Source organism: Lewinella sp. W8 (assembly GCF_004375085.3).
Classification (GTDB): Bacteria; Bacteroidota; Bacteroidia; order Chitinophagales; family Saprospiraceae; genus Neolewinella.
The window spans coordinates 377,465-389,488 of record NZ_SNAQ03000001.1; the positions used below are offsets into that span (position 1 = coordinate 377,465).

Consider the following 12,024-nt stretch of genomic DNA (forward strand, 5'->3'; position numbering starts at 1 on the left):
GGAAGTTGGCGGCAAAGTTGCTTTGGGGGGCGCGGCGCGCAGGATGCCGGGTATACCTCCAGTGCCATCACCCGACGCTGAGACCTACGAGCAGCATACCGGTCCTCCGGCCCAGTAAAGACAGCTCGGAGGACCGGCTATGCCACTTTCCCTAAAGCGCTCCTCCGAGCCGTCGAGTGTAACGAGCTGCTCGGAGGTGTCGCGAAATGAGTGCAAACTGAAAAGCCTAAGTAGGGGAAAAAGTGCTATTGGGCCGAGTAGCGGCCTGGGTTCCACCATCGCTCTGCCATACCCACCAGCGTGGCACCTGCTCCGCCATCATGCCCCTACACTTGTTGAAGCTGAGCCACCTCATCGGGGCGAACGAACGTCATTTCGTTAATTCTCCGGCAGAACGAAGGTGCCGTGTAAACATATCCCGCCGCTGTGGCGTCTTATTGCCGGTAAAAAAATATCCAACCCCGTGAAGAAGACGTTACCCCTGATTGTTAGCCTGTTGGCGCTTTCCTTTTCGCTATTCGCCCAAATTCCGGCCCGACCCACTTCGGGCGAACTTCACGCCGATATTCAAAAGCTCCAGGTGCTCGGCGCTGCCCTCTACATGGCCGCTCACCCCGACGACGAAAACACGCGGCTCATTACCCACCTCTCCAAAGTCGACAAGGTGGAAACGGCCTACCTGAGCCTCACCCGCGGAGACGGCGGGCAGAACCTCATCGCTCCGGACATCCGCGAACTGCTGGGCCTGACCCGAACCCAGGAACTCCTGGCCGCCCGCCGTACCGACGGGGGAACCCAATTCTTCAGCCGGGCCAATGATTTCGGCTACTCCAAACACCCGGACGAGACCTTTAACATCTGGGATAAGCAGGATGTCCTGGCCGATGCCGTCTGGGTGATCCGTCAGTGGCGGCCGGACGTGATCGTGCTCCGGTTTGATCCCCGCGCCCCTGGAACGACCCACGGCCACCACACGGCTTCGGCCATCATTGGCATGGAGGCCTTTGAGAAGGCCGGTGACCCCAACGCTTTCCCCGAGCAGCTCGAGTACGTAGAGCCCTGGCAGCCCCGTCGCATCTACTGGAATGCCTACACCTGGCGCGGGGTGCCCGAGCATATGCAGCAGGATAAGGTCATCAAGGTGGATGCCGGTACTTACCTGCCGAAACTCGGAGAAAGCGTCTCGGAAATTGCGGCCCGCAGCCGCAGTCAGCACAAGAGCCAGGGTTTCGGGAGTTCCGGAAGCCGGGCCAGCTACGACGAACAACTCGAACTGCTCAAGGGCGACGATCGGGATGCCGACAACGATATTTTTGCCAACATCGACGTCTCCTGGAACCGGGTGAAGGGAGGTGCCCCCGTCGGACGGGCGCTGGCCGCCGTGGAAGCCAGTTTTGACTTCGATGATCCCTCGGCCTCCCTGCCCGATCTGCTCCGGGTACGTTCGATGATGGAGGCCCTGCCCGACGGCTACTGGAAGAAAAAGAAGATGGCCGAACTGGACGAAATCGTGGCCGGAATCCTCGGGCTGTACCTCTTTGCGGGAACGGATGACCCTACGGCCGCGGCCGGAGAGGAAATTACCGTCGAGCTGGAGGCCACCAACCGGACCGACCAGCCGGTCAACCTTCGGGGCTTCCGCGTGCGCGGACTGACCGAAACCACTACCCTGGACGCCAAGATGGAGCGGGCCCGCCCCGTTGAGCACGAGTTTACCCTCCAACTGCCCACAGACCTGGCCTCCAGTAGTCCCTATTGGTTACGGGATGCCTGGAAACTGGGTATGTACACCGTCAAAGACCAGTTGCTACGGGGGAAAGGAGAAAGCGATGATCCCATCATGATCGAGTTTGATCTCGACGTTGCCGGACAGCCACTGACCTTTGCCCGTCCGCTTCGCCACAGCTTCACGGACCCGGTCAAGGGAGAACAGGTGCAGCCCTTTGAGATCATGCAGCCGGTATTTGCCGAGCTGGGGGAAAGCTCCTACCTGTTCACGCAGTCTGCCCCCAGCCCCATTCGGGTAAAGGTGACCGCCGGAAAGGAAAATATCTCCGGTACGGTGGAGTTGTGCACCCCCGAAGGATGGAGCGTGGAACCCGAAAAAATGACCTTCACCATGGATCGCAAGGGACAGGAGCAAATCCTCACCTTTGACCTTACGCCCCCCGAAGGCCAGGCGCAGGGGATGATCGTGCCCCTCGTCCGACTGGACAGCGTGGAAGAAGGGTTTACCCGCAAATTGGTGAAGATCGACCACGACCACATCCCGACCCAGCTGGCGGAGCTGGACGCCAGCGTTCCCGTCGCCAAGCTGGACCTAAAAATTGCCGGACGCAACATTGGTTACCTCCCCGGAGCGGGAGACGCCATTCCGGAGGCCCTGACCAACATCGGGTTCAACGTCACGACCCTGGAGGACGGCGATTTTACCAGCAACAGCCTGGACCGCTTCGATGCCATCGTGGTGGGCATCCGGGCGTACAACGTCCTGGACCGGATGCCGAATTATCATCCCCGCCTACTGGAATACGTCAAGCAGGGTGGCACGCTGGTCATCCAGTACAACACTAGCCGCGGACTCAAGCTCCCGCAGACGGAAATCGGTCCTTACCCCCTTCAGCTTTCCCGCGATCGGGTAACTGTGGAGGAAGCCGAAGTTCGGATGCTGGCTCCGGACCACCCCGTCCTGAACTATCCGAACAAGATCACGGAAGCCGACTTTGACGGCTGGGTGCAGGAGCGCGGTCTTTACTTCCCCAACAACTGGAGTGAAGAGTACACGGCGATCCTCAGCAGCAATGACCCCGGAGAACCCGCCCGGGATGGCGGACTGCTGGTGGCCGAATACGGTGAGGGGTACTTCGTGTATACGGGCTACAGTTTCTTCCGGGAACTCCCCGCCGGCGTCCCCGGGGCCTACCGCCTCTTTGCCAACCTGGTTGGTTTGGGCAATGAGGTGCGGCCCTGATCGATATCCTCCTTTTTAAGTAAAAGGACGCTTCCGGTAAAACCCGAGTCGCCAGTCTCCGTTAGACGCCCATGCGAAACCGAGACTGGCGATTTTACTGGTTGGCCGCCGCGGCCACGTACAACATTCTTTGGGGCGCCTGGGTGGTATTATTCCCCCGGCACGTCTTTGACCTGACGGGGATGGAACAACCGCTTTACCCCATGATCTGGCAATCCGTTGGCATGATCGTGGGGGTCTACGGCCTGGGCTACGGCATCGCCGCCCTGGCGCCGGACCGGCACTGGCCCATCGTGCTGGTGGGCTTCCTGGGAAAGGTTTTTGGTCCCATCGGTTTCGTGTACCACTACTGGTTGGGCAATTTCCCGGCTTCCTTCTGGTGGGTAACCCTGTTCAACGATCTGATCTGGATTGTTCCTTTTGGCCTGATGCTCTGGTCGGCCAGGCCCTGGAAGATCACGGAAGACGTTTCGATCAGGCCCCTCGGTTAATTCCCGCCAAAAAAGGCACGGATGCCCGCTCCTCCGTTGATGCGTTTTGTGACGCCGTCATAGCCGACGTTTACGTCAAGTGCTAAGCGATCGTTGAGATGGTACAGGACCCCGGCCTTTCCGTAGTACGAGACCTGATTAACCTGAAGATCTAGGGAAAATTCCTGGGGGACATTCCCTAGCTCGATGTCCACGCGCTGTTCCAGGTATTCGTAGGTAATTCCGGCCGCCAAATAGGGCTGAAGCCGCTTTCCGCTGCGGAACAGGTATCGACCTCCCAGGGAAGCACTTAGGTTCAGGTAGTCGCCTACGTAGCTGGGGGACTCCCGGCCAAGATCGGAGTAGTAAGCACCCAGCCGGGCTTCCAGCAGAAAGTTATCGGTAAGAAAGGTGCTGGCCTCGAAGGTGAGGTTGACGTCCTTGTAGTCAAAGGAGCCCAGGCTGCCCCAGGTGGCGTTGCCGAACCCAAGGTTGAGCATGGTCGTTCCTCGGGCTTTGCGGTAGTTTTCCCCATCCTTTTGTTCGGGATCACCTTCCCGCCCGAGCAGAACCAGCGTATTTAGCTGAAGGCTGAGCGCTCGGGGAAATTCGTTCTCTGCCGCCGTGTAGCGGAGCCCGGCATTCAGAACAATTCCCCGGGCGATTTCGTATTCGAGGCCCAATCCCGGACGGATACTCAGCGCACTTCCCGAATTAAAACGAAGAAGTCCTCCGATTTCCGCAAAATACCGCAAGCGGCCATCCGATGATCCGGGGAGATAATACCGGAGGTAGGGATTAACGTAGTTGTCGTTGAATTCCCAGTCTCCCCCGTCAACTTCACCAAACTGGAGGCTGGCACCGAGTAGCAATCGATCAGAGAGGAAATATCCCGCTTCGGCGTTGCTCCCCAGGAGGTCCCGGATACCGGGAGCACCCTGGTTAGTCGTGAAGCCCGTATTGGTATTGATTAGCCATTGTCCCCGGCGTTCCTGGGCAATCAATAAGGCAGGGAGAATGGCAAGGAGAAAGAGTAAGGCTTTTTGCATGAGTTCAGGCTTTAGGTTGATGGTGCGCAACGCTCCAAACCAGCAATCAGGTGGAGAAGGGCAGCACTTTGAATTCAATCTAATGAGCCTCTTTTCTGCGGGGCCGGTTGGTTACTCCGCCTGGCCACGCCCTCCAAAAAAGAACTGTAGCCCAATGCCCGCCCGCAGCAGGGTGGTTTCAAAACTGTTTTCGCCTAGTGGAATATTCAGGGATACGGAGGGGTCAAGGGCCAGGTTGTTCAGCAGGAAAAAAAGAAATCCGGCTTCCGGCATGAAGGAGACGTTGTTGTCCGAGAATTCCGTCGGAGTGCCGATGTTACCACTGCTGTTGAAGGAAATACGTTGGTAGCTGAACTTGCCACCGGCAAAGAATTGCGTCATTCTGCTTGTGGGGAAATGATACCGCAGGCCCAGGTCTGCACCGAGGGAACTGTTGTTAAACTCAAAGAAATCGCTCTTGTTGCTCCCCAGGGAGAAATTTACGCCCCCCAGTAGCATAACGGATTCACTCAGAAGGTATCCACCCCGAACCCCAAAGTTTCCGCTGATTAGCCGGGACCCGGACCCGGAAGGTCGAATATAAATCAGGTTGCCAAACTGTGGGTCCAGCATCAGTTGCCCCTGGCGCACCGGAATGCCCCTGGCACCTGCGTCCGCGCCCAATTGATTCAGCAGGGCGTTCAGACCAAAAGTTAGCTGGGCGAGGTTACTGTCGTCGGGGATTATCCCATACTGCAATTTAAGCGTACCAAAAATTTGGGGAGCAAAGGGGATTTCCAGTCCTGCGGCCGGCCGCACGTCTAGTTGACTAAACCCATTGGTACCCACGCTGCCTACCCCCAGCTCCGCGAAGGCCGTCGGGGCTTTCGGCGATTTATTTACGAAGTACACCCGAGCAAAGGGTCGAATAAAGGAGGTGCCATTTACGTTTCCCTGGGCCGTGCCTACGCCCGCCACCACGTCGGCTCCCACCAGGAAGCGATCGGCAAGAAATACACCCGACCCGGAAACCTGAGACTGCAGGGCCATCCCAAAGGGCTCAAATTGGGCGGTTAGCCCCACGGAGGAGGTGCCCCCCAGGTAGATCTGTCCTTTGGTGAACTGGGCATTTACCAGGGCACTGCCGCAAAGTAGAAGAGCAAAAAGAAGGGGAAAGCGTAACATAGCGGGGTTTTTGGGGTAGACCCCAAAAATACCTTCGAATGTTGGTGGGAAACGGAAAAACTACGGGCTTACTGAACTTCCGTAGTCCGCAGTACCTGGACCAACTGTTCGACCAGCTCCCGCTTTTTACGGCCGGGGGCCAGGACAAAGCCATCGATGAAAACCAGCTCCCGTTCCGCCTCATTGTTGATGAGGTAGGATACGAACGGGCCGCCCAGGTAATCATTTTCAATTTCCCAGATTCCCCGGCCCTCCAGGGCAAACTGCCCGTTGAGTTCCATGGATTCGGTGAAGAGCGGCAGGTCCACGTCGTTTACCTTCATGTAGGTATCTTCCAGGGTGGTACTGATGTACTGCTTGCCCAGTTGATCCCGGATTTCCTTCAGGCCCTCCTTGGTCAGCTGGCCCTGGCTCTCGTAGGGGACGCGGGTGCCCATGATGTTGAGGCTTCCTCCCTGGGTTTCTTTCCGGAGCCACACAAAGTTCGGCTCGTCGATGGGCACCAGGCTGTAGCTGCCGGGAACGTCAAGGCGCGCGCCGATTTTCTGTTGTACGGTATCTCCGAGACCCCGGTTGATGCCCTCAAAGTAGGTGGTGATCCGGACGCGCTCCCGTTCCGCATCGGCCAGTCGCTTGACGACCGAGGGGTAGATGTTACTCATGCCGGCCAGCAATTCGGTTTCGTCTCGGCCCATCAGGTAGATGAGCTGCTGCCCGGTGGCCCACTTGTTTTTGGCCACGGCGGTGCCGAAACCTTCTTCCTTGACCTGGGAGATTTTGGCGTCGTTGAGGTCGTTGAGGACCATCTTCGTCGTCGGACTGTCCGCATCACTCAGGTCGGCCAGTACGATGTAATTCCGAAGCTCCTGGAAGGTGGGCTCTTCGGCCAGCTTACGGGGCTCAATGTGCCGGATGTCGAAGATGGGCTCCGGTTGGGGCAGGATGATGTAGGGAGACTCAAAGAAGAAAGCTACCGAGTCACGGGCCTGCGACAACCAGAGGCTACTGTCGGCAATGACCGTCACGCTGTTGATGCTGCCAAAAGCCGACGGGGTCGGCTGCAGGGTGCGCTGCATATCATCGCTACAGGAGAAGAGCGTGACGGCCAGCAACAGGGCAGCAAAGTAAAGGGAGAACCGTTGGATCATAATATTCATGCTATACCTATAATAGAACAGATGATTACCTGCCGGGTTCTGGCGGGCACTCAACGGAAAAGAAGTAACAAATAATGCGGAATCGGTTAGAAGAGGGCTTCAATGACGTGCTCTTCGGTGATGCCCTCCGCTTCGGCCTTGTAATTCCTCACAATCCGGTGGCGTAGGACGTACTTGGCAATGGCGCGAACGTCTTCAATGTCCGGGCTGTACTTGCCCATGATGGCCGCGTGGCACTTGGCCCCGAGGACCAGGTACTGGCTGGCCCGGGGACCGGCGCCCCAGCTGATGTAATCGTTGACCTCGCTGGTGGCACGCTCGGTGTTCGGGCGCGTCTTACTCGTCAGGCTGACGGCGTATTCCAGTACGTTGTCACTGATGGGGATTTTGCGCACCAGCTGCTGGAAGAACATGATTTCTTCTCCGGAGAGGATGTGCTTCAACTCGCTGACGGAAATCCCCGTGGTGCCCTTTACTACCGCAATTTCTTCTTCGTAGCGGGGGTAGTCGAGGGGAATGTTGAACATGAAGCGGTCCAACTGGGCTTCGGGCAGCGGGTAGGTACCCTCCTGCTCGATGGGGTTCTGGGTGGCCAGCACGAAGAAGGGTGCGGGCAGGGCATGACGGTGACCGCTGACGGTCACCGAACGTTCCTGCATGGCCTCCAGCAGGGCCGCCTGCGTTTTGGGGGGCGTACGGTTGATCTCGTCGGCCAGCACGATGTTGGCGAACAGCGGACCGGGGTTGAAGGCAAATTTGCGGTCGTCCCCCAGAATCTCGGAGCCGGTGATGTCCGTAGGCATCAGGTCCGGGGTGAACTGAATCCGCTTGAATTCCAGGTCAAGCACTTCGGCAATGGTGGAAACCAGCAGGGTCTTGGCCAGTCCGGGAACCCCCACCAGCAGAGAGTGTCCGTTAGAGAAGAGAGAAATCAAAACGGCCTTCACCACTTCCTCCTGGCCAACGATGATTTTCCCAATCTCAGCGCGTAAGTCCTGATAGGCTTGGGCGAGGGCGTCAACGGCTTCTACGTCGGATTTGAAGTTAGGTACTGCCATGGGAGTCGGGGGAATAGTTTGGGGTGAAAATGCTGAAATGAAACTAACGATGGAAGCGGGGGAATAATTGGCCTGCCATCTGCTTTGCCTCGTTTAAGGCCTCCAAAAGTCGTTAAAATGTATGACTTGACAACATTGTTGCCGACAGAGAATGATTTCTTTACCCAAATGGATCATTTCTCCCGCCCGGAAAAGCTCCGGAACGATAGCCGCAGCAGCCCCAGGCCGGCCAGTATGATCAACAACATCGCGGGAAAACCACCCAGGGTGGAGATGAGCCGGATGCCGTCAATTCCTGCGTAGGCGACCAACGTCCAGGCCGTTAAGCCGATAATTCCTCCCCACAGGAATTTGAGGAACAGCGGCGCCTCCGGTTGGTCGGGGCGAATGTCGTTGACGCACAGCGCACTCATGGCCGAAACGTTGGAGTCCGCCGCCGTAACGTAGGACAGGAAGATGAGCAGCACGAAGAAGTGAGGGGTGTACGCGGCCAGGGGCAGTCGGCCCAGCAACTCATAAATGGCCGCTTCCGGCCCCAATTCGGTTACCGCCCGTACGATGGGACCACTTCCCCCGTCGGTAACGATGGCGATGGCACCGAAGGCAATCATCCAGAAGGCGCCAAACAGCGAGGTGTACACCAGGTTTACCCGGATGAATTGCCGGACGGTGTACCCCAGCCCCAGACGCCCCAGAAAAAGGGCCGTGATGGGCGCCCAGGCGTACCAGTTGGCCCAGTAGAAACTGGTCCAGTCGTGCATCCAGGGGCGATCAATTCCCGGGTCCAGCCCCAGGTTCCGCGGCAGGAAGTTCGCCGCGTAGTCGACGCTGGCGGTGCCCGCCAGCTCCAGTGCTCCGAGGGTCGGTCCGGAGAAGAATACGAAGAAGGCCAGCATGATGAAGCCGACCACGTTCCAGTTCGACAGGATGCGAATGCCCCGCTGCAGCCCGGAGGCCGCAGAAATGCAGAAGGCCCCCACGATGAAGACCATGATGGCCGCCAGGGTAAGTGGACTGGGGGGCAGCCCCGTCCCCCCGGCCAGCGACAGGGCGCCCGTGCCGAGGCTGGCCGACATGCCCGCCACCAGGGCGAACAGGCAAATGGCGTCGATGCCGATCCCCCCGTAGCCGGTTATCGCGCGACCGAAAAGCGGCTCGATCAGGGCACTGAGGGCAAAGGGCTGTTTCCGGTTGTAGTAGGCAATGGCGAAGATCAGGCCCGCCAGGGTGTACATGGCGTAGGGCGTGATGGTCCAGTGCAGAAAAAGGGTGGACAGGGCAAAAACCTTGGGGGCATCCGCTCCCGCCGCGGGCGTGCCACTCAAATGATACATCGGCTCGGCGATACCCCAGAACAGGATGCCGGTAGCGACCGTCGTACACACCGTCACCGCAAACCAGCGCCAGGGAGAAAGCAGCGGCACGGCCCCCTTACCCCCAATGACCAGACGGCCGAGCGGACTGAAGTAGACCACCGTGACCACCACGACGCAACCGAAAATGGACCAGTTGAAGAGCCAGTCAAAGTGCTCCAGCACCCAGACACTCCACCCACGGGCCCGGGCCACCAGGGCGGCCGGGTCGTCGAGGGCCAGCACGGCACAACAGACGAGGGGAATGATGGGCGTGAGGATGACCGGGAGGCGAAGTTTCATGCCCCAAAGGTAGTGGGCGGGGCTACAGTTCCGTTACTCATCATTACTGCACGGCCAGACCCACTCACTCAGCGGGTAGCGCGGACCGGAGAAATTAAAGTGCCACCACTCGGTGCGGATGGTGAGGAAACCCTCGGCGATCATGGCCTCCTGGAAGAGCTTGCGGTTGGCCAGTACACTGTCCGGCAGCGCAGTGGTCGTCGTGTAGGCGGCTTCTCCGAAATAATCGTAGCCGGTGCCCATGTCCAGCTCACTACTGTCCGCCAGTCGCACCACCGTCAGGTCCGCCGCGGCTCCCCGGCTGTGGAGGCTGCCCCGGGCGGGATTGGCCACGTAGCGGGGGTCGGGCAGCACGTCCCACAACCGTTGCTGGTACGGACCGGGGCGGTAGCAGTCGAACATCTTCAGCCCCAGGCCCCTTTCCCGGAGCCGCTCCTGCACCCGCAGCAGGGCCTGACCCACCTTGGGGCGGTAGAAGCAGCGGCCGCAATCGTAGATTACCCGCTCCATGAAGTTGCTGTCCGTAGCGTAGCGCAGGTCGAGCAGGATCGTCGGGTCATGCCGCGTGATTTCCATCCATTCGGTGGTGTCGTAGTCAATCGGTGGGGGAGGTGCCGGGGCGGGCAGGGTGTCCATGGGAAAGCCCCGTTGAAGGCTTGGGGGCGAAGATTCCGGGTTGGGCAACTCGATGTTCTCGTCGGATTTTTCGGTGGGCGACGGTGCGCAGGTGCAGAGCAATCCGGTCAGTAGCAGCGTGATTACCGGAATGGCAGGCAGGAAAACGGAAGTATTCATCCCTCGGGGGTATTTGAAATCGTTCCGGTAAGGTAAGCTGTCGGCCCGACTTGCGTACACTCCCCGTGGCCGGTATCTTGGCTGCCCGTGGGCCCGGCCATCGGCCGGGGTGGATCAAAACTAAAAGCTATGTCGACTCCCAAGATTTTTCTGCTGCTGCTCGTTTGCGGCCTGTTTGTTGCCTGTGGCCAGGACGGACCACCACCGCCTCCGGCGATGGCTCCCCTCTCCGATATGCCCCTGATTCCCCTGCCGGTGGAGATGGCCGACGCCGAGGGTGCCCTGTTCATTGACCTGGACGCCCCCTCGGAGTGGTCGGAAGAAACGATCGACGCCCGCGCCCTGGCCTACCTGCGGGAGAATTTGCCGGCCACGGGTTTCCCCCTCACCACCGAAATTGATGCAAGCCTGGAACTTCCCGCGGGCAGCTACCTGCTCAACGTTCGGCCCGATGGGGTGAGCATCAGTGCCGCCGACGCCGATGGCGTCCTCAACGGAGCCATCACCCTGGAACAGGTCATGGCCTTCGCCGGAGACTCCGAACGGGGCATCTTCCTACCCTGCGGTACGATCACGGACATGCCGCGCTTCGCTTATCGGGGCTTCATGCTGGACGTGGCCCGTCACTTCATGGGCATGGATACCCTCAAGGCTACCATTGACCGCATCGCCCGCTACAAGGTCAATTTCCTGCACCTGCACCTGACCGACGACCAGGGCTGGCGCATCGAAATCAAGAGCTGGCCCAAACTCACCGAAGTGGGCGGTCTTACGGAAGTCGACGGTACCCCCGGCGGGTTCTACACCCAGGAGGAATACCGGGAAATAATCGATTACGCGGCGGCCCGCGGGATGACCGTGGTGCCCGAAGTGGATATGCCGGGCCACACCAATGCGGCTATCGTTGCCTACCCCGAACTCAACGGCACGGACAAGCCGGCCAAACCCCACTTTGGTACCGAAGTAGGTTTCAGCACTTTCAATACGGATAGTGACCTCACCTACCAGTTCATTGACGACGTGGTGCGGGAAATCGCCGAGATGACCCCCGGACCCTACTTCCACATCGGGGGAGACGAGAGCCACGTAACGGACCACGAAGATTACGTCCGCTTCATCAACGAAGTCCAGCAGATCGTTGAACGGCACAACAAGCAGAACGTGGGCTGGGACGAAGTGGCCTCTTCCAACCTGGCGAACGGAACCGTGGTGCAACTCTGGGCCCACCCGGAATACGCCCTCAGGGCCAAGCAGAACGGCAACCAGGTGCTGATGAGTCCCGCCAACCGGACGTACCTCGACATGCAATACGACAGCACTTCCCGCATCGGACTGCACTGGGCCGCCTACATTGAAGTGGATTCGGCTTACCTCTGGGACCCGGCCGCCATCGCCGAGGGCGTGGAAGATGCCGATATTCTCGGCGTGGAAGCTCCGCTGTGGTCCGAAACGGTACGCTCCCTGGAAGATATTGACTACCTGGTCTTCCCAAGACTTCCGGCGCTGGCGGAAGTTGCCTGGACGCCCCAGCGGCAGCGGGAGTGGGAAGACTTCAAGCGCCGACTGGCCGCCCACCAGGAATGGCTCAAGAGCATGGGTATTGGTACATACGATACCCGGGTGCTCAAATAAGCGCACGGCCGCTGGGTACATCTTGGCACCTGCGGTAACGCCATAAGATTCTTCCGCCAGCTACGGGTATTTC

9 protein-coding genes are annotated in these 12,024 nt (G+C 59.2%); 3 read left to right on the forward strand and 6 right to left on the reverse strand.

What is annotated here, in order from left to right; all coding sequences use genetic code 11:
* Window positions 1-463 precede the first annotated feature (463 nt).
* Window positions 464-2,971 (forward strand): PIG-L family deacetylase, encoded by a 2,508-nt coding sequence (locus tag E1J53_RS01550; RefSeq protein ID WP_134270219.1) that lies wholly within the window; start codon window positions 464-466, stop codon window positions 2,969-2,971.
* Between the two features lie 71 nt (window positions 2,972-3,042).
* Window positions 3,043-3,462 (forward strand): alkyl hydroperoxide reductase, encoded by a 420-nt coding sequence (locus E1J53_RS01555; protein WP_134270220.1) that lies wholly within the window; start codon window positions 3,043-3,045, stop codon window positions 3,460-3,462.
* Here the strand turns inward: E1J53_RS01555 and E1J53_RS01560 are convergent.
* The 6 genes from E1J53_RS01560 to E1J53_RS01585 all read right to left on the reverse strand — a co-directional run bounded on the left by E1J53_RS01560 (window position 3,459) and on the right by E1J53_RS01585 (window position 10,319).
* Window positions 3,459-4,490, reverse strand: coding sequence for an outer membrane beta-barrel protein (locus E1J53_RS01560; protein ID WP_134270221.1), 1,032 nt, complete (start codon window positions 4,488-4,490; stop codon window positions 3,459-3,461). The genes E1J53_RS01555 and E1J53_RS01560 overlap by 4 nt on opposite strands.
* A 111-nt stretch (window positions 4,491-4,601) precedes the next feature.
* Window positions 4,602-5,654 (reverse strand): outer membrane beta-barrel protein, encoded by a 1,053-nt coding sequence (locus E1J53_RS01565; RefSeq protein ID WP_134270222.1) that lies wholly within the window; start codon window positions 5,652-5,654, stop codon window positions 4,602-4,604.
* A gap of 68 nt (window positions 5,655-5,722) precedes the next feature.
* The gene (locus E1J53_RS01570; RefSeq protein ID WP_134270223.1) at window positions 5,723-6,811 is read right to left on the reverse strand and encodes a DUF4837 family protein; all 1,089 of its coding nucleotides are present in this window, start codon (window positions 6,809-6,811) and stop codon (window positions 5,723-5,725) included.
* 86 nt (window positions 6,812-6,897) lie between these two features.
* Window positions 6,898-7,869 carry a MoxR family ATPase gene (locus E1J53_RS01575; RefSeq protein WP_134270224.1) on the reverse strand — a complete coding sequence of 324 codons (972 nt, stop codon included), beginning with the start codon at window positions 7,867-7,869 and terminating at the stop codon, window positions 6,898-6,900.
* A 173-nt stretch (window positions 7,870-8,042) separates the two neighbouring features.
* Complete coding sequence (locus E1J53_RS01580; protein WP_134270225.1) at window positions 8,043-9,524, reverse strand: BCCT family transporter; 1,482 nt, start codon at window positions 9,522-9,524, stop codon at window positions 8,043-8,045.
* A gap of 33 nt (window positions 9,525-9,557) precedes the next feature.
* Window positions 9,558-10,319 carry a M15 family metallopeptidase gene (locus E1J53_RS01585; protein ID WP_253929756.1) on the reverse strand — a complete coding sequence of 254 codons (762 nt, stop codon included), beginning with the start codon at window positions 10,317-10,319 and terminating at the stop codon, window positions 9,558-9,560.
* A 129-nt stretch (window positions 10,320-10,448) separates the two neighbouring features.
* On the opposite strand from E1J53_RS01585, the gene E1J53_RS01590 reads away from it, so the two are divergent.
* Window positions 10,449-11,951 carry a family 20 glycosylhydrolase gene (locus E1J53_RS01590; RefSeq protein WP_134270226.1) on the forward strand — a complete coding sequence of 501 codons (1,503 nt, stop codon included), beginning with the start codon at window positions 10,449-10,451 and terminating at the stop codon, window positions 11,949-11,951.
* Window positions 11,952-12,024 lie beyond the last annotated feature (73 nt).

Bases quoted from the DNA above. Each gene is read 5' to 3' on its own strand.
- E1J53_RS01555 (WP_134270220.1), top strand. From the start codon at position 3,043: ATGCGAAACCGAGACTGGCGATTTTACTGGTTGGCCGCCGCGGCCACG.
- E1J53_RS01560 (WP_134270221.1), bottom strand. From the start codon at position 4,490: ATGCAAAAAGCCTTACTCTTTCTCCTTGCCATTCTCCCTGCCTTATTG.
- E1J53_RS01585 (WP_253929756.1), bottom strand. From the start codon at position 10,319: ATGAATACTTCCGTTTTCCTGCCTGCCATTCCGGTAATCACGCTGCTA.
- E1J53_RS01565 (WP_134270222.1), bottom strand. From the start codon at position 5,654: ATGTTACGCTTTCCCCTTCTTTTTGCTCTTCTACTTTGCGGCAGTGCC.
- E1J53_RS01580 (WP_134270225.1), bottom strand. From the start codon at position 9,524: ATGAAACTTCGCCTCCCGGTCATCCTCACGCCCATCATTCCCCTCGTC.
- E1J53_RS01570 (WP_134270223.1), bottom strand. From the start codon at position 6,811: ATGAATATTATGATCCAACGGTTCTCCCTTTACTTTGCTGCCCTGTTG.
- E1J53_RS01575 (WP_134270224.1), bottom strand. From the start codon at position 7,869: ATGGCAGTACCTAACTTCAAATCCGACGTAGAAGCCGTTGACGCCCTC.
- E1J53_RS01590 (WP_134270226.1), top strand. From the start codon at position 10,449: ATGTCGACTCCCAAGATTTTTCTGCTGCTGCTCGTTTGCGGCCTGTTT.